The 23,741-nt window shown below is 44.5% G+C and carries 24 protein-coding genes; 10 read left to right on the forward strand and 14 right to left on the reverse strand.

Annotation, left to right across the window (positions count from 1 at the left end; genetic code table 11):
* Positions 1–58: 58 nt before the first annotated feature.
* From JOJ89_RS17330 to JOJ89_RS17340, 3 genes are all read right to left on the reverse strand, one after another.
* Entirely contained in the window at positions 59–1,294 is a 1,236-nt protein-coding gene (locus JOJ89_RS17330; RefSeq protein WP_203288657.1) for a dicarboxylate/amino acid:cation symporter, read from the reverse strand.
* A 108-nt stretch (positions 1,295–1,402) separates the two neighbouring features.
* Positions 1,403–2,716 carry a hemolysin family protein gene (locus tag JOJ89_RS17335; protein ID WP_203288658.1) on the reverse strand — a complete coding sequence of 438 codons (1,314 nt, stop codon included), beginning with the start codon at positions 2,714–2,716 and terminating at the stop codon, positions 1,403–1,405.
* 113 nt (positions 2,717–2,829) lie between these two features.
* Entirely contained in the window at positions 2,830–4,137 is a 1,308-nt protein-coding gene (locus JOJ89_RS17340; protein WP_203288660.1) for a glycosyltransferase family 2 protein, read from the reverse strand.
* 138 nt (positions 4,138–4,275) lie between these two features.
* Here JOJ89_RS17340 and JOJ89_RS17345 point away from each other — a divergent pair, with 138 nt between their 5' ends.
* Together JOJ89_RS17345 and JOJ89_RS17350 are read left to right on the forward strand one after the other, a co-directional pair.
* Positions 4,276–4,518 carry a hypothetical protein gene (locus JOJ89_RS17345; RefSeq protein WP_029566178.1) on the forward strand — a complete coding sequence of 81 codons (243 nt, stop codon included), beginning with the start codon at positions 4,276–4,278 and terminating at the stop codon, positions 4,516–4,518.
* Between the two features lie 14 nt (positions 4,519–4,532).
* Positions 4,533–5,525, forward strand: coding sequence for a potassium channel family protein (locus JOJ89_RS17350; protein WP_203288671.1), 993 nt, complete (start codon positions 4,533–4,535; stop codon positions 5,523–5,525).
* Here JOJ89_RS17350 and JOJ89_RS17355 read toward each other — a convergent pair.
* The 3 genes from JOJ89_RS17355 to JOJ89_RS17365 all read right to left on the reverse strand — a co-directional run bounded on the left by JOJ89_RS17355 (position 5,522) and on the right by JOJ89_RS17365 (position 9,151).
* Positions 5,522–5,926 carry a YugN-like family protein gene (locus JOJ89_RS17355; RefSeq protein ID WP_029283979.1) on the reverse strand — a complete coding sequence of 135 codons (405 nt, stop codon included), beginning with the start codon at positions 5,924–5,926 and terminating at the stop codon, positions 5,522–5,524. The two genes, JOJ89_RS17350 and JOJ89_RS17355, sit on opposite strands and share 4 nt — an antisense overlap.
* Positions 5,927–6,494: 568 nt before the next feature.
* On the reverse strand, positions 6,495–7,844 hold the full coding sequence (locus JOJ89_RS17360; RefSeq protein ID WP_029566092.1) for a glucose-6-phosphate isomerase: 1,350 nt from the start codon (positions 7,842–7,844) through the stop codon (positions 6,495–6,497).
* 143 nt (positions 7,845–7,987) lie between these two features.
* The gene (locus JOJ89_RS17365) at positions 7,988–9,151 is read right to left on the reverse strand and encodes an iron-containing alcohol dehydrogenase (RefSeq protein WP_029283983.1); all 1,164 of its coding nucleotides are present in this window, start codon (positions 9,149–9,151) and stop codon (positions 7,988–7,990) included.
* Between the two features lie 158 nt (positions 9,152–9,309).
* Between JOJ89_RS17365 and JOJ89_RS17370 the strand changes: the two genes are divergently transcribed.
* Positions 9,310–9,543 (forward strand): DUF378 domain-containing protein, encoded by a 234-nt coding sequence (locus JOJ89_RS17370; RefSeq protein WP_029283985.1) that lies wholly within the window; start codon positions 9,310–9,312, stop codon positions 9,541–9,543.
* Between the two features lie 82 nt (positions 9,544–9,625).
* Here the strand turns inward: JOJ89_RS17370 and yugI are convergent, their stop codons facing one another.
* The 5 genes from yugI to JOJ89_RS17395 all read right to left on the reverse strand — a co-directional run bounded on the left by yugI (position 9,626) and on the right by JOJ89_RS17395 (position 14,279).
* Positions 9,626–10,024: a S1 domain-containing post-transcriptional regulator GSP13 gene (gene yugI / locus JOJ89_RS17375; RefSeq protein WP_029283986.1), complete on the reverse strand. Its 399-nt coding sequence runs from the start codon at positions 10,022–10,024 to the stop codon at positions 9,626–9,628.
* A gap of 202 nt (positions 10,025–10,226) precedes the next feature.
* A complete protein-coding gene (locus tag JOJ89_RS17380) occupies positions 10,227–11,867 on the reverse strand; it encodes a hypothetical protein (protein ID WP_203288673.1) in 1,641 nt (546 codons plus the stop codon).
* Positions 11,860–12,417: an RNA polymerase sigma factor gene (locus JOJ89_RS17385; RefSeq protein WP_203288675.1), complete on the reverse strand. Its 558-nt coding sequence runs from the start codon at positions 12,415–12,417 to the stop codon at positions 11,860–11,862. The genes JOJ89_RS17380 and JOJ89_RS17385 overlap by 8 nt, the downstream gene beginning before the upstream one ends.
* A gap of 195 nt (positions 12,418–12,612) precedes the next feature.
* On the reverse strand, positions 12,613–13,782 hold the full coding sequence (locus tag JOJ89_RS17390; RefSeq protein ID WP_203288676.1) for an aminotransferase: 1,170 nt from the start codon (positions 13,780–13,782) through the stop codon (positions 12,613–12,615).
* The gene (locus JOJ89_RS17395) at positions 13,779–14,279 is read right to left on the reverse strand and encodes an Lrp/AsnC family transcriptional regulator (RefSeq protein WP_029283996.1); all 501 of its coding nucleotides are present in this window, start codon (positions 14,277–14,279) and stop codon (positions 13,779–13,781) included. The genes JOJ89_RS17390 and JOJ89_RS17395 overlap by 4 nt, the downstream gene beginning before the upstream one ends.
* 244 nt (positions 14,280–14,523) lie before the next feature.
* Here JOJ89_RS17395 and JOJ89_RS17400 point away from each other — a divergent pair, with 244 nt between their 5' ends.
* Entirely contained in the window at positions 14,524–15,342 is an 819-nt protein-coding gene (locus tag JOJ89_RS17400) for an alpha/beta fold hydrolase (RefSeq protein ID WP_203290373.1), read from the forward strand.
* A gap of 38 nt (positions 15,343–15,380) precedes the next feature.
* Here the strand turns inward: JOJ89_RS17400 and JOJ89_RS17405 are convergent, their stop codons facing one another.
* Positions 15,381–15,635 (reverse strand): DUF1871 family protein, encoded by a 255-nt coding sequence (locus JOJ89_RS17405; RefSeq protein ID WP_203290374.1) that lies wholly within the window; start codon positions 15,633–15,635, stop codon positions 15,381–15,383.
* A gap of 112 nt (positions 15,636–15,747) precedes the next feature.
* On the opposite strand from JOJ89_RS17405, the gene JOJ89_RS17410 reads away from it, so the two are divergent.
* The 3 genes from JOJ89_RS17410 (at position 15,748) to JOJ89_RS17420 (ending at position 18,749) form a co-directional block, all read left to right on the forward strand.
* Positions 15,748–16,914, forward strand: a complete 1,167-nt coding sequence (locus JOJ89_RS17410; protein ID WP_203288677.1) for a MalY/PatB family protein — start codon at positions 15,748–15,750, stop codon at positions 16,912–16,914.
* 127 nt (positions 16,915–17,041) lie between these two features.
* The gene (locus JOJ89_RS17415; protein ID WP_203288678.1) at positions 17,042–18,340 is read left to right on the forward strand and encodes an ATP-binding protein; all 1,299 of its coding nucleotides are present in this window, start codon (positions 17,042–17,044) and stop codon (positions 18,338–18,340) included.
* Between the two features lie 94 nt (positions 18,341–18,434).
* The gene (locus JOJ89_RS17420) at positions 18,435–18,749 is read left to right on the forward strand and encodes a hypothetical protein (RefSeq protein WP_029284009.1); all 315 of its coding nucleotides are present in this window, start codon (positions 18,435–18,437) and stop codon (positions 18,747–18,749) included.
* 109 nt (positions 18,750–18,858) lie between these two features.
* Here the strand turns inward: JOJ89_RS17420 and JOJ89_RS17425 are convergent, their stop codons facing one another.
* A complete protein-coding gene (locus tag JOJ89_RS17425; RefSeq protein ID WP_347401506.1) occupies positions 18,859–19,068 on the reverse strand; it encodes a hypothetical protein in 210 nt (69 codons plus the stop codon).
* Positions 19,069–19,213: 145 nt separating this feature from the next.
* Between JOJ89_RS17425 and kapB the strand changes: the two genes are divergently transcribed.
* Positions 19,214–19,603, forward strand: coding sequence for a kinase-associated lipoprotein KapB (gene kapB, locus JOJ89_RS17430; protein ID WP_029566858.1), 390 nt, complete (start codon positions 19,214–19,216; stop codon positions 19,601–19,603).
* A 27-nt stretch (positions 19,604–19,630) separates the two neighbouring features.
* Here the strand turns inward: kapB and kapD are convergent, their stop codons facing one another.
* The gene (gene kapD, locus JOJ89_RS17435; protein ID WP_029284013.1) at positions 19,631–20,254 is read right to left on the reverse strand and encodes a 3'-5' exonuclease KapD; all 624 of its coding nucleotides are present in this window, start codon (positions 20,252–20,254) and stop codon (positions 19,631–19,633) included.
* Between the two features lie 225 nt (positions 20,255–20,479).
* Here kapD and JOJ89_RS17440 point away from each other — a divergent pair, with 225 nt between their 5' ends.
* Both JOJ89_RS17440 and JOJ89_RS17445 read left to right on the forward strand, forming a co-directional pair.
* Positions 20,480–21,658, forward strand: coding sequence for an MFS transporter (locus JOJ89_RS17440; protein WP_203288679.1), 1,179 nt, complete (start codon positions 20,480–20,482; stop codon positions 21,656–21,658).
* A 158-nt stretch (positions 21,659–21,816) separates the two neighbouring features.
* On the forward strand, positions 21,817–23,688 hold the full coding sequence (locus JOJ89_RS17445) for a transglycosylase domain-containing protein (RefSeq protein ID WP_029566626.1): 1,872 nt from the start codon (positions 21,817–21,819) through the stop codon (positions 23,686–23,688).
* The last annotated feature ends 53 nt before the right edge of the window (positions 23,689–23,741 follow it).

Raw genomic sequence — 23,741 nt, forward strand, 5'->3', positions numbered from 1 at the left:
ACAACATTTTGCATAAAAAAGAAAAAAGCTATCCGCTCCGGATAGCTTTCTCCTCTAGTCACGCAATTTTAGAGCTGACTTCAGCTGTTTTCTTCTTCAGCCAGTTCTTGCCTTCGACCATGCGGGAGACCATTATGCTGCTGACGTTATCGCCTGTCGCATTCAGCATGGTTGCAGGAGGATCAATGATCGTTGAGATCGCCGCAATAATCGGCAGCGCTTCAGGCGGGAACCCGTAAAGCGTAAGAATAAGCATTTCGCCGATCATTCCCCCGCTCGGGATCGCTCCCATGACCGTTCCGACAAGGATGGCTACTAGTATCACGCTTGTGATCGTGCCGAATCCTGAAAAGCTCATGTCAAAAATACCGAATAAGAACACAATTTTCAGGACGCCGCCAAGAACGGAACCATCTTTATGAAGAGCGGCACCAAGTGGCACTGTCGTTTCCCTGATATCTGCACTGACACCCATCTTTTTCGTCGCCTCAAGGTTAACCGGGATGGATGCTGCACTGCTGCATGTTGCAAGTGAAGTAATCGTCGGAGACAGCATGTTTTTCCAGAAAACGTTCACTCCCTGTTTCTTGCCGGCGATAAATGCGTAAACCGTAAACGCAATGATAAAGTAAATAAAGGCTGCTGCATAATACATCACACCTGCTCTGAAATAGGTGCCGAGAAGCATTGGCCCGTATTCACCAACAAGAGTTGCAAAGTAGGCGCCAAGCCCGATCGGTGCATAGTACATAATGATGGAAACAAGTTTCATCAGCACTTCAGAACCGGACGCGAGAAAGCTTGCAAACGGCTTTCCTTTTTCCCCGATCATGGAAACAGACAGCCCGACCAGTACGGAGAAAACAATCATCGCAAGCATGTTGTTTCTTGAGAACAGTTCGACAAAATCAGGAACCGTAAACGTGCTGACGATCTGATCAGCAAGTGTTACATCCTCCATCGCCTCAGGCTTTTCAAGCTGAAGCGTCACACCCTGTGCTGGAGGAACGATTTTAACGACAGCCGTCATATATATGGCTGCAATCAATCCTGTAAACAGGAACACAGCCAGCATGCTGCCCATAATCTTTCCTAAACGCTTTGTTCCTCCCATATTCGCAATGGATGAAGCAATCGTGAAAAACACAAGCGGTACAACAACCGTAAACATGGCATTTAAAAACAAATCGCCGAACGGCTTTAAGAACACAGCTTTTTCTCCAAACATCAGTCCGATTATGCCGCCAATCACAACTGATGAAAGCAGAATAAGCGGAAAACGGTAAGCTTTCATTTAAAATCCCTCTTTCATATCAATAAGAACCAACTAATGCTATCAGAGGAATGGACTTTTTTCAAGAATGGTTTACTGGAATTTTCAAGCGGCACAAAAAACAGGCAATCACTCAGGATCGCCTGCTTCTTCTTCGATTTTCTTTTTGGCTTCAAGGGTTATTATGTGATGCCCTTCCATGTCCGTTACAGTAAATTCATAGCCGTCTTCAGTGATTTTATCTCCTTTTTGAACATCAATCATTTCCGTGAGCACCCATCCCCCGATTGTATCCACATCTTCGGAATCAATGTTTGTCTGAAGGAGATCGTTTACTTCCTCAATGAGCGCTTTTCCGTCAAAAATGTAGTGCGTCTCGCTTTTCTTCTGTACGTTTGGAAGTTCATCTATGTCGAATTCATCGCGGATCTCGCCTACAATTTCTTCGAGAATATCCTCAACTGTCACAAGTCCGGCTGTTCCGCCGTATTCGTCGACAAGAATGGCCATATGGATCCGGTCCTTTTGCATTCTCAGGAGCAGATCCTGAATAGGAATGGTTTCAATCACTTTGATCACCGGCCGGATGTAATTTTTAAGAAGCACGCCGTCTTTTGACATGTAAAGGGCATCAAGCACTTCCTTAATGTTCACAAGACCGATGATGTTGTCTTTATCTTCGTGTTCAAGCGGATACCTGGTGTATCTTTCGCTTCTCATAATTTCAAGGTTTTCCTCAAATGAATCTTCCAGTGCAACAGTAACCATTTCTGTTCTCGGGACCATGATTTCTTTTGCAATCCGGTTATCAAATTCAAATATTTTGTTCACATACTTATACTCGGACTGATTGATCTCCCCGCTTTTCAAGCTCTCTGACAAGATGATGCGGAGCTCTTCCTCCGTGTGGGCCATCTCGTGTTCAGATGCCGGATGGAGGCCAAACATTCTGACAATCGTCTGGGCAGATCCATTCAGCGTTTTGATAAAGGGATACATGATTTTATAAAAAAGAATAAGCGGCCTCGAAAGATTCATGGTCACCCATTCCGCTTTCTGAATGGCCAGGGTCTTTGGAGCAAGCTCCCCAATGACCACGTGAAGATACGTGATCGCCACAAAAGCGAGGACGAACGATAGAATTCCTGACAGCGACGGATTGACTCCCCATGAATCAAATAATGGATGAAGGAGGCGTTCTATGGTCGGCTCCCCGAGCCACCCCAGACCGAGAGCTGTGATCGTAATGCCAAGCTGGCAGGCTGAAAGATATTCATCAAGACTTCCCGTTACTTTTTTGGCAGCAATCGCTTTTTTATTTCCCTCTCCTACGAGCTGATCAATTCTTGAGCTTCTTACCTTTACAATGGCAAACTCTGCAGCGACAAAAAAACCTGTAGCTGCAATTAAAAGGGCGACTAGAATTAGATTTGTAGCAATCAAAGAGTTCCCTCATCCTTCAAAGGACAAGGGTCACCTCCTTTCATAAGGTGAAACCCGGATTCCGTTTTATTTGCTTCTATTCTTTGCTTTTTCGCGTTACTTTAGCATTTTATTTATTTCCAGGTTCTTTTCAGCCTGAAAACCTCCTGAATGTATCCCCAGACGGAAACAGGAGCCATGATCAGCTGATAGCTTAAAACGAAGAAAAAGAAACCTGAGATATTTTTTCTCACTTTTAAATCAAGTTCTCTGAACACTTTTTTCTGATAGGAATAGATGCTCAAATAGCTGATCAGCGTAAGAGGCAGAACAAAAAGGGTCATCGGCCCGACAATCCAGTAATGACCGAAAAAAGCGAGAATCAGGCCGGGAATCCAGAAAACGGTATACGTAAAATCAAGATACGGCATGATGAAATTAATGCCCGTCAGGAATTTCGCGAAAATGGCCGGCTGATGCCACGGCTTCATTTCCTTCAGCGCCTCAATCATCCCCCGCGCCCACCTCGACCGCTGCCTGGCAAAGTGCCGGAAGGAAACCGGAACTTCTGTAAACGCAACAGACAAAGGCTCAAAGTACACTCTGTACCCGTGATGGAGAAATCGCCAGGTAAGAACAATGTCCTCCCCTATCGCTTCCGGCCATCCGCCGGTTTCCCTTACAGCAGACGTTTTGTACAAACTGAATGCCCCCTGTGCAACGAGCGTTCCCTGATATAAACCCTGAAGCCTTTTGATCGCTGCAATGCCGAGAAAGTAGTCCCACTCCTGCATTTTCGTCAGAAGATTTTCCCTGCTGTTTCTGACGAGAATGGTTCCTGCAACAGCACAGACATCCACCGGGGAACTGATCATCCTTGAAACAATGCGCCTGACAGCACTTTTGTGCAGAAGCGTATCTGCATCCAGAGTAAGGACGAATTCTGTCATTGTTTCATTTATGCCTTTGTTGAGCGCATGATATTTCCCCGGATTTTCTTCATGGAGGAGACGCACAGGAATGCCATAGGCAGTCCCTGCTTCAAGGGCAACTGACGGAGTTGAGTCCTCGGATCCGTTATCTACTACAATCACTTCAAGACTGCCCTTGTAATCCTGATCGGCCAGATACCTGATGGTCGTCCCGATATTTTTTTCTTCATTCTTTGCTGCAATCAGAATAGTGACCGGAAATTCAGGACTGCTGATTTTATATGGGGGCTGCCTGTCAATCAGCAGGCTGGTGATCAAAAAGGCATTCAAAAATCCCGGTATGTAGGCAATGCCTCCAATAATGAAAATGGCAAGCGGCAGCGAGGTCAGCTCTGCAAGCTCCCTTAACCAAGGAAGAGAAAGGAAGACAGAGAAGAGCATCCATATAAAGGCCGCGGTCTGGCTGATCCAAAATTTCTTTTTCACGCTCACGTATCGCTTTAGCACCATGTCTCAACCTTTTCATTCAAGTTTTCTTTTATCTTCCGCAATCCCTGACTATGCATACATAAACGAAACAAGTAGAAAAATTGGGAGAAACTTGCACATACTACATAAAAGCATGTTTGAAATCAAGGAAGTGATGAGATGAAACTGTCTGATGAGGAAAAGACCGCGCTAAGCGAGGCAATTGACAAAATGAATGAGGGGCTTGATGTATTCATTCAATTCTACAACGATGCTGAAGAAGAAAAGCCGGTGATCGAATTCAAAGAAGATACGATTGCTGCTATTGAAAAAGCAATCGAAGCCTATGGAACAGAAACGGTTTCGGAGAAAATAAATGCCATTATCCGTGAGGTTCTATCGTTTTTACCAAACAAAAAATAAGGCGGGTGTGAACGTTGAGATCAAATAAACTGCTTGTAGACTGGCTGAGATGGCCCCTCTATGTCCGCATCATTTTAATCGTGATGCTGATTGTCCTTCTCTTTGGACAAGTGATATCGCTAATTGAACCAGAGGTGTTCCCGACCGTTTTTGACGGAATCTGGTGGGCGCTTGTCACTGTTTCCACTGTCGGATTTGGCGATTATGTGCCTGAAACAGTTGCCGGAAGGTCAGTGGGCATTGTCCTTATCCTTATTGGTGCCGGATTTGTCACGACCTACTTTGCCACATTGTCCGCAGCAGCTTTTCAAAAGCAGCATTCTTACCTAAAAGGAGAAACGGCCTACAAATATGGGAATCATGTCGTGATTGTCGGGTGGAATGAAAAATCCAACGAGCTGATCGAAACCTTCCAAAAGGTCAAGCCCTATAAAAACATCGTGCTCATTGATGATACTCTCGAAGAGTCACCTTTAATTGAAAATCTGCATTTCATCAAAGGCAATCCAACAATTGACCGGACACTGATCAAAGCAAACATCGAAAAAGCAGATGCTGCCATCATCACGGCCGATCAGTATAAAAGCGAAACAGACGCTGACATGCAGTCAATTCTAATCCTGCTTGCCCTAAAAGGCATGAACCCTGATCTTTACACCGTAGTTGAGCTTGTCACCGGCCTGCATCTAAACAATGCCAAAAGAGCAGGAGCCGATGAAATTATCAAGTCCTATCAGCTTTCAAGCCACCTGATGATGAACAGCTACCTGGCGAAATACGGGCTTTCGAGCGTCTATTCAGAACTGAATCCGGCAAACGGAAACTACTTTAAAATTATTCCGATTCCCCCTGAGTTAGTCGGAAAAACCTTTCACGATGCCAGCCACAGTCTGATTGAAAAAGAAAACTTGCTTATTGGCATCAAAAAAGGAGATCAGACGCAACTGAATCCGCCAATCTCCCAAATTCTTAATGAAGAGGATCTTCTAATTATGATTACTCATTAATCAAGCAGCAGATCCTCAAGTTCTTTTACCAAATCCCTGCCTGTATCAATGTATTTCTCCGGAAAATCGGCATCTTTGTCCTGCGGCTCCTGAAACTGGTCAAAAGATGCCTTTACATTTCCAATATGAACATTGTCATCAAGACCTATCTGGTATTTGTGCGAAAGCAAGTAAGGATTCGAGAGCGTGACAGTCGTATTCTGCGAATCCAGCTGGCCGTCAGCTGCCGTAAACGGAACACGCAAAAACTGATAGCCCACCTCATCATCAATCTTATAATCAAACGAACCGTGATCATAGTCCCAGCCCCCGCCGATGGCATAGCCAAGCGGCTTTAATTGTGTTTCAAGATGATACAGCTTGAACGATTTCCCTTCCAGTTTCGATGGAATTTCAATCATGAGATTCGACCTCCTTTTTAAGGTAGGTTCTCCTGATAACTGTTTTTTATGAAGAAAGGAAGGGGAATCGGAGGGAATGACATATTTCGGATGGTTTGCTTACCCTGCCCATCCCATTTTTCGCTCTTGCTGGGTACGATTCATCCCTTTGCTTACCCTGCCCATGCCGTTTTTCACTCTTGCTGGGTACGATTCATCTCTTTGCTTACCCTGCCCATGCCATTTTTCGCTCTTGCTGGGTACGATTCATCTCTTTGCTTACCCTGTCCATGCCGTTTTTCGCTCTTGCTGGGTATGATTCCACGCTTTGTTTACCCTGCCCATGCCGTTTTTCACTTTTGCTGGGTACGATTCATCCCTTTGCTTACCCAGCCCATGCCGTTTTTCACTCTTGCTGGGTATGATTCCACGCTTTGTTTACCCTGCCCATGCCGTTTTTCGCTCTTGCTGGGTACGATTCTTCCCTTTGCTTACCCACCGAAATCAATTTTAGGCTTCACAGGCCCTGCTTCTATTTCCCCACAAAAAAAGCAGCCCGGTTCAACTGTACCGGACTGCCATTTCCTACTTATTTCAAACGCTTTTCAAGCTCAGCTTTAACCTCTTCAAATCCTGGTTTGCCAAGCAAAGCAAACATGTTTACTTTGTAAGCTTCAACACCCGGCTGGTCGAATGGATTCACACCAAGGAGGTATCCGCTCATCGCACAGGCTTTTTCGAAGAAATACACAAGATATCCGAATGTGTACTCGTTCATTTCAGGAAGGTTCACGATCAGGTTTGGAACGCCTCCGTCGGTGTGAGCAAGCATCGTACCCTGGAATGCTTTTTTGTTGACGAAGTCAACTGTTTCGCCTGCAAGGTAGTTCAGGCCGTCAAGGTCGTTTTCTTCTGATTCGATGGTAATTTCGTGACGCGGTTTTTCAACGTTAAGGACGGTTTCAAACAGATCACGGCGTCCTTCCTGCACGTATTGGCCCATTGAATGCAGGTCTGTTGAGAAGTTTGCTGAAGCAGGGAAAATTCCTTTTTGGTCTTTTCCTTCACTTTCGCCAAACAGCTGTTTCCACCACTCTGAGAAATATTGAAGGCCCGGCTCATAGTTAATGAGCATTTCAATCGTTTTTCCGCGGTTATAAAGCGCGTTGCGAACGGCTGCATACTGGTAAGCAGCATTTTCTTCAAGCTCGGATGTTGAGAAATCGTTCATGGCAGCAGCTGCGCCTTTCATCATTTCTTCAATATCCGCTCCTGCAGCAGCAATTGGAAGCAAGCCGACAGCAGTAAGAACAGAGTAGCGTCCGCCAACATCATCAGGGATGATGAATGACTCATACCCTTCTTCTGAAGCAAGTGTCTTTAAAGCACCGCGGGCTTTATCAGTTGTCGCATAGATGCGTGTTTTCGCTTCTTCTTTTCCGTATTTTTCTTCAAGCAGCTTGCGGAAAATACGGAAGGCAAGAGCAGGCTCAGTTGTTGTGCCTGATTTTGAAATGACGTTGATTGAGAAGTCGCGTCCTTCAATCAGGTCCATCAGATCTTTCATATAAGTAGAGCTGATGTTGTTGCCGACAAAGATAATTTGCGGCGTTTTGCGCTGTTCTTTAGACAATGCATTGTAGAAAGAATGGTTCAGCATTTCAAGGGCAGCGCGTGCGCCAAGATATGATCCGCCGATTCCAACGACTAAAAGAACATCCGAATCAGATTTAATCTTTTCTGCACTTTTTTGAATGCGTGCAAATTCTTCTTTATCGTATGCCTCAGGAAGGTCAACCCAACCTAGGAAGTCGCTTCCCGCTCCTGTTTTCTCATGAATTGAGTGATGCGCAACTTTAACGAAATCGCGCAGGTATGTAAGCTCATGCTCACCAAAAAATGACAGCGCTTTTGAGTAATCAAAACGAACATGTGTCATTGCAGTTCCTCCATCGTTCCTAAAATTTTAATCCTCTTTCACTTTAACGAAACTGTGTTTGTAAATCAAGCGGACCAAAAAATGAAAACGCGATCATTTAAAAATAAATGAAAACACCCTGCAGATGCAGGGTGCCGGTGCCATTAAAGCGAAGCTCTCAAGATGGCAAGAACATCTTCTTTGTTCAGCTTTTTAAAGTTGCCGAACTCTCCGTTTGCCATTGCTTTATCTGCAATCAGATCAAGCTTCTCATCTGTAATGTCATAGTCAGCCAGGCGGCTTGGTGCACCAAGGCTGCTCCAGAACGCGCTGAGCTTGTCGATTCCTTCAAGCGCGACATCACGGTCTGATTTGCCTTCTGTATCCACTTCAAATACGCGGACAGCAAGCTGTTTGAAACGGTCAAGGTTCTCATCAAGCGTATGTCTCATCCAGTTAGGGAACAGGATGGCCAGGCCGCCGGCATGAGGGATATCATATACAGCTGAGACAGCATGCTCGATATTGTGAGTCGCCCAGTCTCCGCGGTAGCCCATCTGAAGGGATCCGTTCAGAGCAATTGTTCCTGAATAAAGGATCGTTTCGCGAAGCTCATAATTTTCAAGGTCCTTCATCAGTTTTGGCGCTGTTTCCATAACTGTTTTCAGAGTCGATTCACAGAACCGGTCCTGAAGCGGCGTGTTTTTTGTATGATGGAAATATTGCTCAAATACGTGCGACATCATGTCGACCATGCCGTACACGGTTTGATCCTGAGGAACTGTGTACGTGTTGACAGGATCAAGAATGGAGAATTTCGGGAATGTCAGCGGACTTCCCCAGCCGTATTTCTCCTGTGTTTCCCAGTTCGTAATAACCGAACCTGCGTTCATTTCTGAACCTGTCGCAGCAAGCGTCAGCACGGTTCCAAACGGGAGAGCTTCTGACGGAGTGTGCTTTTTGGTTACGATGTCCCATGCATCTCCGTCATATTTAGCTCCTGCAGCGACCGCTTTTGTGCAGTCAATGACACTTCCGCCGCCTACAGCAAGCAGGAAGTCAATGTTTTCACTTTTACAGATATTTACACCGCGGTGAACGGTTGAAAGTCTTGGATTGGGTTCTACACCGGAAAGTTCAAAGACGTTTGACCCGGTTTTCTCAAGCTCAGCAAGTACTTTATCGTAGAGGCCGTTTCGTTTAATGCTGCCCCCTCCGTAAACAAGGAGAACATTTTTGCCGTACTTGGGCACCTCTGTCTGAAGCTGCTGAAGCTGGTCTTTGCCAAAAATTAATTTCGTAGGATTATGGTATGTAAAGTTTTCCACAATCAATCGCCTCCTTACGTTTTATAAAATAAGTATGACCTGTTTCGAATGTTTTTTGCAAGAAATGCGCTTGTGGAACTTTTTTTTGTGCCGTGAATAATTTTCATGACATTTCCGCATTCTATTAGTGAATTCTTACATCCAAGGAGGTTATCAGCATGAGCGCATTACAGCGTATTGCACTTGTACTTACAATTATTGGAGCAATCAACTGGGGGCTAATCGGCTTCTTTCAATTTGATTTAGTGGCTGCTATTTTCGGCGGCCAGGGTGCTGCCCTTTCAAGAATTATTTATGGACTTGTCGGAATTGCAGGTTTAATCAACCTTGCCATTCTCTTCAAGCCGGCAGCTGAGCTCGGCCGTACGGAACCAAAACCTGAAGCACGTTAAAGAAAAAGCACCGGATTCGCTCCGGTGCTTTTTTTATGCAAAAAAAAGAATCCATCCATCCGGATGCATTCTTTTCACGAACTTATTTGTTCGTTTGTTTTGATTGCTCGATCCACTCTTCAAGCTTCTCTTTAAGTGTGTTGAAACCTTGTGGAGTTTCGTTAGAGTAAGCTGGAGTAGCTTTCACTGTAGCCTGGCGCTTTTTAGGCTTCTTTGGAGCTTCTGTTTGTGCAGGAGCTTCTTGAGTTGCACGGATAGAAAGGCTGATTTTGCCTGCTGCTTCGTCAACAGAAAGTACTTTTACTTGTACTTCGTCTCCTACTTTCAGCTGTTCGTTAATGTCTTTAACAAAACCGTGTGCGATCTCAGAAATGTGGACTAGTCCTTGTGTAGACTCATCTAATGCAACAAACGCACCGTAGCGCTGGATTCCTGTTACTTTGCCTGTGTAAACAGAACCTGTTTCGAATTTTGTACTCATGGTAACACTCCTATATAAGTTGATTTTTCTCGTTTAATATACGCAATTTAAAACTATATCATATCCCGTCTGTTTTTACAATAACAATTTAGTTACTGTCAAGTAATAAGCTGTTGGCTTTTATGATATTAACAAAATCATCGTTTTCTTGAGAACGGCAAAAACCCATAAAAAACCGGGCAGAATGCCGCCCGGTTTTTCATTAGTTATATACAACTTTAGATGTATAGTCCCTAGCATTAACCTTTACCGTCATCTCCATGGATGAACCATCCTTGAGAATCAGTTCAAATACGGCTGTACTGCCATCATCGCTGTAAGTTTCATGTAATTTAACCGTATTCGCAGAAAGAACGCGGTACTGTTCAGCTTTTTCTTTTAGACCTGCTCTGAATTCTTCTTCTGAAGGAGCTGATTCGTCCTTTGCAATAAGATCATAAGCCGTATCTGCATCTCCGGTAACAACTGTGTACAGATAGAGGCGGAGCACATCAGCCGGCTGCAGCTCGTTCAATGCCGCGCTGTCCCCGCCAGTATAAGCCTGATAGGCAGTTTGAACGCTGCTTGATACAGGTAGGAGCTGGATCTCTCTTCCCCTGAAGAAAGATACGTCAGGCTTCAGGCTTTGGGGCACGTTCACCTTATACTGCCAGTATTCCTCCTGTGATTTGAAGGTGAAATTCTGTGCTTTCAAAAACTCATAGTATGCCGATACAGCTGATGTCGTCTCGCGATTCGGATAGTCTTTCATGAGCTGCTCGAAGGCGGATTTCCATTCCTCTTTCAGTCTGAGCTGCTCATCAACAGCCATAGTATTATTGAGGCCTTTAAGCAAAACGGTGAGCCAGAACTCATAGCGCTCTTTTAATTTTTCCCGGTATTTAAAGTTTGGGTTCTGCAGAATGAAATCTTCAAGAGCAACAGTCCGCTCTGCCAGTTCATTGATTGGGACAGCGAGAGCTGCATCCATGGCAACCTGTGCCTGGTTTTCCGTTTCAAAATATTTCTTCATTTGCGGGCTTGGGTCAAGCTCGTTTTCAAGAAGTTCTAAATCCGGCTGGAAATTGATCATGCCTTCCCCTTCGTGATAAAAACGATAGCCGCTGTTTCTGATCTCTTCAATAACCGGCCCTGCTTCAGGATGATCAGAACCTTCCTGGTTCAATTGTTCAGCGTATGCAACGACATCCGTATATGGAAGATGTATTGAAACAGTCACCCACTTTTCAAAGAAATACTCCTCCATCATCCTCTGTTTTTCAAGAAGGCTGATGATTTCTGCATCCCTTACCTCTTCTCCTTCTTCTGCCTTTGCTCTTAAGGCAGCGAGCTGAGCCGCTGGAGAGGAGACGTTTTGTTCAACTGTCAGCTTGACTGTCTTAAAATAGTTGTCTAGTTCCTGTATGGACTGAAAGGAATTTCTGCTCTTAAATTCCCGGACTGCATCTTCTGCTTCCTGGATAAAAGGATAAAGTTCCGCGTCAGGCATCTGAATCTCTTCCTTGAAAGCAGCAAGTCTTTCCTTAAACAGGAGGTCCAGTTCACTTCGTTTAGCTTCAATCTCTTCAGCAGAAGGCGGCACCTGCACAGCAGGAGGCTGTTCACCTGTTCCGCCATTTCCCTCATTATTCTGCATAAGCAGCTGTGCACCAAGCAGCCCCGCAATCAGCACGACACCCGCAAAGCTTGCCGCATATAGCGTTTTTGCTTTGAAGAAAGGATTATTCTTCTGTTTTTCAAGCTTGATGCGGTCCATTATATGATCAGCCGATGTTTGCACTGGAAGCTTTTCATAGGATTGCTTTAAATTCGATAGACGTTTCTCAAAAAGCTGATCATCCATGTGTTTCACCTTCTTTCTTTTCGTGCTCCTCCACTAGTTTTTTCAGCATCGTTTTCCCCCTGAGGATGCGTGTTTTAACAGTAGAAAGCGTTATTGACATAATTTCAGCAATTTCTTCATATTTCATTTCGTGGAAAAAATACAGAACAATTGGAATCCGGTATTTTTCATCCAGTTTCTGAATGCACATGTGAAGGGCCCTGTCTTCTTCATTTTGAATAACACTCGATTCAACCTCAGGATAATCCATCGCAGGTTCATTTTGAATTTTGAATACTTTCTGCATGTTTGACATGCGTTTTCTGGCCGCATCTCTTGTCACATTGAGAGTAATTTTATAAAGCCATGTAGAAAATTTCGCCTTTGAAAATTGGTCCAAAAACCGGTATACCCGGATAAATACTTCCTGGGTAATGTCATCTATATCATCACGCCGGTTTCCAAGCTGATACGCAAACCGCTCAACTGTAGGCGTATATTTTTCAACCAGTTCCCGGAATGCACTCATATTTCCCTTCTTTGCCCGCCGCACTAATTCATCTTCGTTCATAATCTGCCCTCCTTCTTACACCTGTGAAACGGGAGATGCATGCAGTTTGTTTCACGCTGATGGACGCAAGATGCAAATTTTTTCAAAAAAACAGGTTTAACTCAAATTTAAGGGGGGAATACTATCAGCGTATAAGCTTTCTAGTATTCCCCCCTTTTGTTTTTAGGACAAGGCCTTTAAGGTTTTGTCCATTTTTTATTTTCTGCCCTTTTCCATAAATACAGCCATTCTTCTAAGCGCTTCCTGAAGCTGCTCAAGGGATGAGGCATACGAACAGCGTACAAATCCCTCACCGCTTTCACCGAATACGTTCCCTGGAACAACAGCTACTTTTTGCTCAATCAGCAGCTTTTCAGCAAACTCTTCTGAACTGAGCCCTGTTTCTTTTATTGAAGGGAAGGCGTAAAATGCCCCTCCAGGCAGATGGCAGGACAAACCGATTTCATTCAGCGTCTCTACAAAAAAGTTTCGCCTGCGGCGATAGCTTTTTTTCATTTGCTCAACATCCTGCATGCCGTTTTTCAGGGCTTCAATGGCCCCGTACTGAGCCATCGTCGGTGCGCACATCATAGCGTACTGATGAATTTTCAGCATGGCTCCTGAAAGCTCAGCCGGCGCAGCGATAAAGCCGAGCCTCCATCCTGTCATGGCGAACCCTTTTGAAAAGCCGGAAATCAAAAGGGTGCGTTCGCGCATTCCGCTCAAGCTCGGAAAACTCGTATAAGCTTCATCATATGTAAGTTCCGCATAAATCTCATCAGCCAGCACCACCAGGTCGTGCAATTCAGCCTGCTCTGCGATCAACTGGAGTTCATGCTTTGATAAGACAGCGCCTGTCGGATTGCTTGGCGAGCATAACAGCAGTGCTTTTGTCCGCTCCGTCAATGCTTCTTCAATTAACTGGGGCCGAAGTTTGAACTGATCATCTGCCCGCGTATGCAAAGGCACCGGCACTCCTCCCGCGAGTGATACAAGCGGCGCATAGGAAACAAAGCAAGGCTCAGGAATGAGCACCTCATCAAGCGGGTTCACAATGGCTCTTAATGCGATATCCAGCGCCTGGCTTGCCCCCACCGTTACAATGATTTCATCTTCATGCCGGTAAGACACATCAAATTTCTCGTGAAGATACCGGGAAATTTCCTGGCGCAATTCCAAAAGACCGGCATTGGCGGTGTATGATGTAAACCCCTGTTCCAGCGACAGGATGCATGCTTCTCTTACATTCCAGGATGTAACAAAATCCGGTTCCCCGACTCCAAGCGAAATAACACCTTCCATGCTTGCCGCAAGATCAAAGAACTTGCGGATGCCGGAAGGCTTCAGGGCTGAAACCGTATGTGATAAATACTTCGATTGCGTCATGGAGACACCACAATCCGTTTGTCTTCATCATCCTGTTCGTAAATCTTCCCGTCATGTTTATATTTTTTTAAGATGAAGTGCGTCGTTGTTGAAAGGACAGAGTCAAGAGTTGACAGCTTGTCCGAAACAAAGTGTGCAACCTCTGACATTGATCGTCCTTCTATTACGACGGACAGATCGTATGCCCCTGACATGAGATAAACCGATTTCACCTCATTGAATCTGTAGATTCTTTCTGCAATCGCATCAAATCCTGTCCCTCTTTTTGGCGCGACCTTTACGTCAATCATCGCCGTGACTCCCTCATGCCCATCTACTTTCCGCCAGTTGACAGTCGTTGAGTAGTCGATAATGACCTTCTGCTCTTCCAGGCGTTTAATTGTTTGGAGTGTTTCTTCTTCGCTCAGCTGAACCATTTTTGAGATGTCCTGCGGCGTTAGTCTGCTGTTTTCTTCAAGGAGCTCAAGAATTTCTGTTTCTTTTTGGGTAAGCTTCATTTTCTTTTCCTCCCTTTCCGATAAGAATGTTCTGATAATTATAGCATGAACATCTGAAAACAAACACGCATTCTTCCGTTTTTTTTCGGGAAAAACCGGGTAGATTTTACAAGAGTTATTTTCGGCCGGCAGGTTAAAATAGTAAAAACTTTCGCTGCCGGCACTTCATTGCCGCCAGCTTTTGAAAATCATGTCTTTTTCAAGGATTTAAGAATAAATGCTGGAGTGAATGATTATGGTGATAATGGATAACAAGCAGGAGTTTAAGATGCATGTTCAGGGGATAGGGGTTCACTATGAGGTATATGAAAATCCCGGCAAACCTGTGATGGTTTTAATACACGGCTTTCTTTCTTCCACGTTCAGCTACCGCCGGCTGATTCCATTTCTCAGGCATGAGTATCATCTCATTGCTGTTGATCTTCCGCCGTTTGGCCAGTCGGAAAAATCGATCGCTTTCGTTTACTCATACCGGAACATGGCTAAAGTTGTGATTGAGCTTTTGAAAAACCTGCAAGTGGAACAAGCTATCCTGGTTGGACATTCAATGGGAGGGCAAATTTCCCTGTACGCATCGAAAGAAATGCCTGAGATGATTAAAAAAGTCGTGCTTCTATGCAGCTCAGGCTATATGAAAAGGTCCCATCCTTCGCTTATATTCGGCTCTTATTTTCCTTACTTTTACCTCTGCATCAAGCACATCATGAGCAGACAGGGAGTCTGGAAAAACTTATGCAACGTCGTACATGACCGCTCGATGATTGATCAGGAAATGATGGATGGCTATATTCAGCCATTTTACGACGACCGCATCTTCATGGCGCTCTCACGGATGATCAGGGACAGAGAAGGTGATCTGCCTGCAGAAGATCTGCGGAAAATCGAAACACCTAGCCTTCTTATTTGGGGACAGGAAGACCGCGTTGTACCGGTCCATATCGGAGAGAGAATGAACAGGGATCTTCCAAATTCTCATTTCTTCTCATTAAAAAACACAGGTCATTTAGTTCCGGAAGAACGCCCTGATTTTGTATCAGAACGCATTTTTGAATTTTGCGTGTAAGTGAAGAAACATAAAAAAATGCAGCTTAGAACGGCGCATCATCGTTCACAAGCTGCATTGTTTTTGATCAGCAGAAGCTGTACAGCCATTTTTTCACACTCCATCAAAGGAATAATCTCTTCAAAAGAGAACTCATAAACAGCCTGTATTTTCCGGGAAAGCTGTGCAGGTGTTTCAGAGACGTGCACCGCCTGAAGGACATCAAATACTTCCGTTTCATATGCTTCCGCGCCGTACTTCAGCGGGTCCCATTTAGATAACAGCGCGAGCATTTGCTCGTTCGCTTCTCTCATTTCCACTGCGCATCACCCAAACCTTTTTCTTTTGCATAACGTTCCATACATATTTTATCATAAGGTTTTAAAGGAGCAACATCCGGAGAAATCAAACTGGAGAGTGATAATCATGAGCATGTTTGATCAGGAAATCAACAGATACAGGACTCACTCAGTAAAATGGGATTATTCCGAGGAGATTTTCGGTGTAAAAGATGTCCTCCCCATGTGGGTGGCAGATATGGATTTCCGTGCACCTGATGAAGTGATTTCCGCCCTGCAGGAAAGAGCATCGCACGGTATTTTCGGCTATACTTCAGCAGGTCCAGAAGCGAAAAAATCCGTACAGTCATGGATGAAAGCGAGGCACGGCTGGGATGTAACCCAGGAATCCATCGTATTCAGCTCAGGAGTGGTTACTGCCCTGAGTATGGCCATTCAGTCCCTCACAGACCCTGGAGACGCAGTGCTGATTCAGTCTCCTGTATATCACCCTTTTTTTGACATGACAGAAAAAAACGGCCGCACCCTTGTAAACAATCAATTGAAACTTGAAAACGGCACCTATCAAATTGATTTTGAAGATCTTGAAGAGAAAGCTGCACACCAAAATGTGAAGCTCATGCTGCTTTGCAACCCGCAGAACCCGGGAGGCAGAGTGTGGACAAAGGAAGAACTCGAGAGGATCGGAGAAATATGCGCAAAGCATCATGTCATTGTTGTTTCGGACGAAATCCATTCGGACTTGATGCTGTTCGGCCATAAGCATGTCCCTTTTGCTTCCCTTTCCAAAGAGCATGCCCGGAACTCTATTACATGCATGGCACCGAGCAAGACATTCAATCTTGCAGGGCTCCAGTCTTCAGCCATTATCATTCCGAATAAAGAAATCCGGACAAAATACGAGGAATTTCAAAAGCGCCAGGGGTTCTTTACACTTAATACCTTTGGCATAGCCGGCTTGACTTCAGCCTACACACATGGTGAACAATGGCTTGATGAGTTAAACAGCTACCTTGAAGAGAACGTGAACACAGTGATTTCATATATTGAAGAGCATTTGCCCATGCTTACCGTGATCCGGCCTGACTCGACATACTTAATCTGGATTGACTGCACGCAACTGCAGAAAACAGATACTGAACTAAAGGAATTGCTGCTTCAAAAAGGAAAGCTTGCGCTTGAGGATGGGACCAAATACGGCCCCGGCGGAGAGAGCTTTGTCCGCATGAATATCGGATGCCCCCGCTCTCTTGTCCATGAAGGACTGGAACGTTTGAGAAAGGCGTTTTCATAATCCTGAAAATCCGCGGTTCACAGCTTCGGATTTTTTTATTGCGTACAAACAAAAATTGTCATTTTAGGAGTTTTTTGAATGTTCAGATGGTATAATGGACTCAGAATATAGCAAAGGTGAGAATCCGTTGATCATTCCAATAGAGTCTGTAAAAGAACTGATACTTCATATAACCTTTCTTTTGTTTCCTGTTTTTCTCTATCAGACCGTTTGGCTCAGCAGGCCGTTCAAGTCCCCTCCAAGCAGGAACAAATTTCTTATTTCCCTTCTATGCATCCCTTCAGCCCTGCTCTGCCTGACTTATCCGCTTCACACAATTGAAGGTGTAAGCTTTGACCTGCATGCGATACCTGTTATTGTCAGCATCCTTTATGGCGGACCCTTCTCAGGTGCTGCGGTCATTGCCTCCGTTCTCGCCTACCGGTTTTATGCCGGAGGACACTGGCTTCTTCTCAGTCTCGTGACAATTCCTTTTTATACCCTTTTATCCTTCTACTTTCAGCGTTCCTGGTTTTCCTTTAATAAACGGCGAAAAATGTTGGTTATTCTTTTTATCGGCAATGCCAAAACAGCTATCACCTATTCTTCCCTGTATCTTTTTCATTCCTTTGGATGGGTGCCGGATGTTTTCTCGGGGGAAGGCCGGATGTATTTAATTATCGGCTGGATCTTTTTGAACTTCGCTTTGTTTCTAACACACTATGCCATTGAATACATTCGTGAAAATGCCATAATGAGATATCAGATTATCAGAAATGAAAAGCTGTCCATACTGAGCGAACTTGCTGCGAGTGTTGCCCACGAAGTCAGAAATCCGCTGACTGTTGTAAGGGGATTCATCCAGCTGATGGGGCAGGAAATACGGGACAATGAACAAAAAAACAAGGATTATCACGAATTAGTATTATCAGAGCTTGACCGGGCTCAGGATATTATTACCGATTATTTAAGTCTTGCAAAACAGCATTATATCGAAAAAGAGAATGTGTCCCTGACTTCACTGCTTTATGAAGTGGATCAGCTGATGCGCTCCTATGCCAATTATAAAACAGTTGCGATTGAAACCAGCATTGAGGACGGGCTGATGATTGTTGGAGACCGCTCAAGACTGAAACAGGTGTTTATTAATCTGCTTAAAAATGCAATTGAAGCCGTTCCTGATTTAGAGGGACAAGTGGAAATCAGAGCTTATTCATCCCATGAATTTGTGAGAATCAAACTGACGGATAATGGCTGCGGAATGAGTGCGGATCAGCTTCAGAGACTTGGTGAACCCTATTTCACTTTAAAAGAGAAAGGAACAGGTCTCGGACTTACGGTGACGTTTTCGATCATTCAGCATCATGGCGGGACGATCCGCTATCAGAGTACATTAGGCGGAGGAACATCTGTGACCGTCTCTCTCCCTATTGACGCTCTCAAATGAATAAAATCGAATGTTTCTCTTATTTGTTAATAAACTGTTTATAGGACATGGACGAAATGAACGTAAGGAGGGGGTACTCCTGAAAAACCGATTTATGCTGATTTTTCTGCTGACCCTGTGCCTGTTGACTGCAGCTTTTTCCATCCCAAAACAGATGGGCAATGGCGCAAGCGCCATTCCAAACGAAACCATGCAGCAGGAAGCTTCCCTTGCAATTGATACGGTTTTGACCATTCATTTCAACTCTTTTCAGAGGGCGCTCACGCTGAATGAGGAAGTCCTGAGCATTAAGCCTGTTAAAGACAGCGGGCAGAAATGCTATGAAACGACCATTCAGTTCTACACTTTTTTTGGACTGCCCCTGTCAAAAGTGAAGGCGGACTGCAATGAAATTGAGGAAGTAAATTAGCACGCACGACCAAAAACGGCCAGCTCGGCCGTTTTTTCATTTCCAGGAAATGTGCCGCATCCTGTTAATAAAAAATCCAATCCCGAAGCAGCGGAATTGGATTCTGACATTATTTGTTCTTATCAGCTGCTTTTAGGCTTCTTTCAAACTCCTCTGCTTTCAGTTCCTCTTTTCTGGATACCTTTTTAATCAGCATAAAGGCTGCAATGGCCAGAAGTAAAAAGATAAACATTGTGATGCCGGCGGGAAGGTACTCAGACTTGTCTTCCGGAAAATATAAAAACAGCCCCATAATGAAAGCGTTTAACAATTTAATCACTCCTTGTCCCTTTTACTATAGCAAGAATTCATTGCTTCCTCTACTTTAGATAAAAATTTTTCTCCCGGACTTTGCTATAATGGACGTAAGAACGTTAGAAAAGAAAAAATGGGGATTTGCACCATTTTGTATGGGAGGCATAAACTTGAAAGAAGAACTGAGTACCGGAGAAATCGTGACAGGCATCTATAAAACAGGCAAATATATTGGCGTCATTACAAACGTGCGCCCTGAGCATTACTTAGTGAAAGTAAAAGCCGTTCTGCGTCACCCCGCTCAAGGCGATCTGCATATGCCTAAAGAAGCGGACGTTCCTCTTTTTCATGAACGCAGAGCTCTTGCAGAAAACGAACAAACGAATATCCCGAAAAATATGGTGCGCAAATATGAAGAACCCCTGCCTGCATACAAGGATTCCCTTGTTGCCGCAGTAGCAGCAATCGAAAACGAACTAAAAGAAGATGCCCGTCCTTGGGCAGTCAAATCTCTTGAGAAAATACAGCTTCTTAAAGCGGATTATTTTAAAATCAAATGAGCCAAATCACTTGCTAGTGATTTGGCTCTAAGTTGCAAACTTGTTCATAACTTTTGAAAAATCGATCCTGTCTCCAATGGTTGGCGGAGCAGGTTTCTGCAAATAACGTTTGTCGTTTTCTACCAGGTTGTAAATATTATAGGTCGTAAGAGCATCATCCAGTGCGCAATGATGTCTTCCTGTTCCCTTCTTGCCGTATTCTTCAACAGCCTTCCAAAGTCCTGTCTGGTTTCTGTCACCAAAAAACTTTTTGTATTCCATGGATAAATCTCTGAACTTCGCATGAAACGGGAATTCAACATTGTTCTTAAGGCAGTTTTGGCGCAGTACCTTCATGTCCATATTTCCCCATGTAATGACTGTGGTGTTGGGATAATTTCCAAAATCTTTTAAAATGGCGATCAGGTCCAGAAACGAAATGCCTGAGTTGACTTGAGACTGGGATATGTTTAAAAAGGATTTGCAGCGGTTTGTTAAAAAGGGAAACTGTACGGGTCTTACATAAGAGGAAAATTGTCTGTGAGCAGTTTGATTGATGACGGAAACGATTCCTACTTCGATAATTTCAGGATAAAATCCGCGTGGGTTGGCTTTTCCTTCAGGCATAGTAAACTCAAAATCAACGAAAATTAATTGCTGAGGAGCTTCCATTTCTCCCCCCTCCTTTCTCCAAAAATTCATCATTTCCTTTTTATTACTATTATATCACCTTACTCGAAAATATAGCTTCATTTTTCGAAAAATAATGAATATGCCCCCATAATATTTCAAAAAACGAAAGGATTGATTTATAATATTAAGGGACACGAAATAAATAGTGGGTATTCTACCAGAGAAGGTGTTTTTATTTCTATTCAGAAACGCAATTTTCTCATCATGTGGACGGCTAATTTCTTTGTTGCAGCAAGCGCGACAATGATTATGCCATTTTTGTCTTTGTTTTTGAGTACATTCGGTGATTTTTCAGATGACTATGTTCGCAGATGGTCAGGATATGTGTTTGGTATTTCCTTTTTAATGGCCTTCCTTGTTTCTGCGCTGTGGGGAAGATTCGGCGATAAATACGGCTATAAAAAAATCCTGATCATGACCGGAGCAGGAATTGCCACAAGCATTTTTCTGATGGGCTTTGTTCAATCCGTGCATCAGCTGTTTGTTCTGCGCCTGCTGATGGGGGCAGTGACCGGATTTATTCCTACATCTCTTGCACTCATCTCCGCTCAAACGAAAAAGGAAGAAGCCGGCCGCACCCTAGGCACTCTGCAGATGGGAACCGTGTCAGGCGGACTGTTCGGACCGCTGATCGGAGGCCTTCTTGCTGATCAATTTGGCTTTACCTATACATTCTTCATTACATCCGCCGTCATTTACATATCTGTTTTGCTTGTAGCATTCGGCATCAAAGAAAAACCGCTCAGAACAAAAGAAGATGGAAAGAAATCCTACTCGCGCAAACAGGTTCTGCAGCATATCTTCAAATCTCCGCTGCTTTTGACCATTATGTTTCTGACGCTGCTGATCCAAATTGGAAACTTCAGCATTCAGCCCCTTCTTGCTCTTTATGTAAGCGAGCTTCACGGCCCTGTCAATCTTGCGTTTTTCTCAGGCCTTGCTTTCTCCGCAACAGGAGCAGGCAATTTGCTGGCTTCCCGAAAATGGGGCGCTCTCGGTGACCGCATCGGCCATGAAAAAGTATTGATCGGCCTGATGATTGCATCTGTTTTTTGCTTCATTCCCCAGGCCCTTGTAACTACACTATGGCAGCTGATGATTTTCCGCTTCCTTTTCGGCCTGGTGATGGGCGGCATCATCCCCTGCATCACAGCCTTTATCAGGCAGACCGCGCCCGTTTCAATGCAGGGAGAAGTGCTCGGCTACAACACAAGCTTCAAATTCCTCGGGAATGTCGCTGGTCCTGTATTAGGAGGAACCATTGCAGGCGGGTTCGGCATTTCAGCCGTTTTTTACGTAACAGCAGGACTCTTTTTATCCGGAGCGATCCTCTTATGGAAAAGTGTCCGCACAGAGCAAAAGCAGCTGGCAGAAGCCAGCTGACAGCACGCTGACCATGACAGCGTGTTTTTTTGCGCAGGAAATATATTCTAATATATGAAGGAAAATGGTAGTATGAAAAGAAAAGCGGAGCCGACCGTTTAGCCCTGACAAGCAGAAAGAGCCGTACTATTCATCATTCCAATAAACTTTAAAGGCGTGTGACATCATTGCGTTCAATTACAGGCTGGATTTGCCTTCTGGCAATGTCCCCTCTCCTCATTTTCTTATTTATGCTATCGGGGGAAGAAGTAAAACAAGTAAAAGCCGTTTCGACTGTTTTGGAAGAACAGATTCCTTTAACAGACATTCCCATGATTCAAAACAGCTACATTCTAGACCAAAATGGAAGCATCGCTTCAGAAATTGTCAACTCAAGGGAAAACAGAAGATTTGTTCCTTTGGAAGAGATGCCGGAAGCAGTAAAAACGATTTTCATTGTTTCAGAGGATCAGCGTTTTTATGACCATATCGGATTTGATCCGGCCGGCATGACCAGGGCAGTACTTGTGAATGCTAAAAACCAGTCGACCGACCAGGGCGGAAGCACCATTACACAGCAGCTTGCCAGGAATGTCTTTTTGACTCATGAAAAATCATATAACCGTAAACTGAGTGAACTCTTATACTCGTACCACCTTGAGCGGACCTTTTCAAAAGAAGATATCCTTGAAGGGTATTTGAATGCTGTTTATTTTCACAACGGGGTTTACGGCGTAGAGATGGCAAGTCAGTACTATTTCAGCAAGCCGATAGGAAAACTCACTCTTGCCCAGACAGCCTTTATCAGCGCGATCCCGAACAATCCTGCCCTGTATGACCCTATTACCCGTTTTGAGAATACGAAAAAGCGGCAGGAACGGCTCCTTAACGAGCTTCTTGAAGGAAAGTACATAACCGGGGAACAATACCGCGCTGCTGCTGCTGAAAAAATCCGGATAAACACCCAGACGAGAACAGACCGCTATCCGGATTACATCACGTATGTTCATGATGAATTGAAGCAGCTGATTGCTGAAGAAGAAGGGTACACCATCAAGCTTTCAAAAGCGGACAGTGCAGAAAAAGAGCGTTTGAACGAGCAGCTTAAAATCCGCGTGCAGGATGTGCTGAAGAGTGGAGTGCGCATCCATACTGCTCTCGATCCAACCCTTCAGACACGTGTTTCGGATGCTTTTAAAAATCATCTGACAGATCCCTCTGTACAGGGTGCAAGTGTTGTCATTGACCATAGGTCTCATGAAATTAAAGCGATGTACGGAGGAAAGGACTATAAAAAGTTCGACTTCAACCGCGCATATCAAGCATACCGCCAGCCCGGCTCGGCAATAAAGCCTCTGCTTGACTATGTGCCGTATCTCGAAACCACGGGGGCGGGACCGAATTCCATGATCAGCGCAGAACCATTTTGCGATAAAGAGTATTGTCCAAAGAATTACGATGAAAAAACGTACGGGAGGGTAACGCTGGAAACAGCCTTTAAGCGTTCCTATAATACACCGGCCGTAAGAATGATGAATGAAGTCGGGGTTGAAAAGGCCTTTTCATACTTAGAGCCTTTCAAATTCAGCCGGATTGTCAAAGAGGATTACAGACTTCCTGTATCAATCGGGGGTTTCACATACGGCTTCTCCCCACTCGAACTCACACAGGCCTATTCTGCTTTTGGAAATGACGGCGTTTTTTCTAAAAGCCGTGCTATTAAAAGTGTGACGGACCTTGAAGGGAACCCCTTATATAAGTGGAAGGACGAGCCGGTGCGAGTATGGCAAAGCGCAACAAATACGAAAATGCGAGCGCTTTTGACTTCAGTGACTGAAAGCGGTACTGGAACGAAGGCAAATCATCCCGCTGCCTATACAGGAGGCAAAACCGGCACAACAAATGATTACAATGATTTATGGTTTGCCGGATTAACAGACGCCTATACAGCCGCTGTCTGGATTGGAAAAGATAAAGCAGAAAGCATTGAGAGCCTTTCATCAGCAGCACCGCATCAGCTGATTTGGAGAGATATCACTAAGAACCGCTAGTTTTTTCGTTTTAAGATTGGGGAACAGAAAAAGAAACAGCCAAAAGCAGGTGA

Origin of the sequence: Metabacillus sp. cB07, assembly GCF_016839225.1 — a bacterium.
In the GTDB taxonomy this organism is placed as follows: domain Bacteria; phylum Bacillota; class Bacilli; order Bacillales; family Bacillaceae; genus Bacillus_P; species Bacillus_P indicus.

Coding starts and splice junctions, on each gene's coding strand:
- JOJ89_RS17330 (WP_203288657.1), bottom strand. CDS start 1,294: ATGAAAGCTTACCGTTTTCCGCTTATTCTGCTTTCATCAGTTGTGATT.
- JOJ89_RS17340 (WP_203288660.1), bottom strand. CDS start 4,137: ATGGTGCTAAAGCGATACGTGAGCGTGAAAAAGAAATTTTGGATCAGC.
- JOJ89_RS17345 (WP_029566178.1), top strand. CDS start 4,276: ATGAAACTGTCTGATGAGGAAAAGACCGCGCTAAGCGAGGCAATTGAC.
- JOJ89_RS17355 (WP_029283979.1), bottom strand. CDS start 5,926: ATGATTGAAATTCCATCGAAACTGGAAGGGAAATCGTTCAAGCTGTAT.
- JOJ89_RS17360 (WP_029566092.1), bottom strand. CDS start 7,844: ATGACACATGTTCGTTTTGATTACTCAAAAGCGCTGTCATTTTTTGGT.
- JOJ89_RS17370 (WP_029283985.1), top strand. CDS start 9,310: ATGAGCGCATTACAGCGTATTGCACTTGTACTTACAATTATTGGAGCA.
- yugI (WP_029283986.1), bottom strand. CDS start 10,024: ATGAGTACAAAATTCGAAACAGGTTCTGTTTACACAGGCAAAGTAACA.
- JOJ89_RS17380 (WP_203288673.1), bottom strand. CDS start 11,867: ATGGATGATCAGCTTTTTGAGAAACGTCTATCGAATTTAAAGCAATCC.
- JOJ89_RS17385 (WP_203288675.1), bottom strand. CDS start 12,417: ATGAACGAAGATGAATTAGTGCGGCGGGCAAAGAAGGGAAATATGAGT.
- JOJ89_RS17390 (WP_203288676.1), bottom strand. CDS start 13,782: ATGACGCAATCGAAGTATTTATCACATACGGTTTCAGCCCTGAAGCCT.
- JOJ89_RS17395 (WP_029283996.1), bottom strand. CDS start 14,279: ATGAAGCTTACCCAAAAAGAAACAGAAATTCTTGAGCTCCTTGAAGAA.
- JOJ89_RS17400 (WP_203290373.1), top strand. CDS start 14,524: ATGGATAACAAGCAGGAGTTTAAGATGCATGTTCAGGGGATAGGGGTT.
- JOJ89_RS17405 (WP_203290374.1), bottom strand. CDS start 15,635: ATGAGAGAAGCGAACGAGCAAATGCTCGCGCTGTTATCTAAATGGGAC.
- JOJ89_RS17410 (WP_203288677.1), top strand. CDS start 15,748: ATGAGCATGTTTGATCAGGAAATCAACAGATACAGGACTCACTCAGTA.
- JOJ89_RS17420 (WP_029284009.1), top strand. CDS start 18,435: ATGCTGATTTTTCTGCTGACCCTGTGCCTGTTGACTGCAGCTTTTTCC.
- kapD (WP_029284013.1), bottom strand. CDS start 20,254: ATGGAAGCTCCTCAGCAATTAATTTTCGTTGATTTTGAGTTTACTATG.
- JOJ89_RS17440 (WP_203288679.1), top strand. CDS start 20,480: ATGTGGACGGCTAATTTCTTTGTTGCAGCAAGCGCGACAATGATTATG.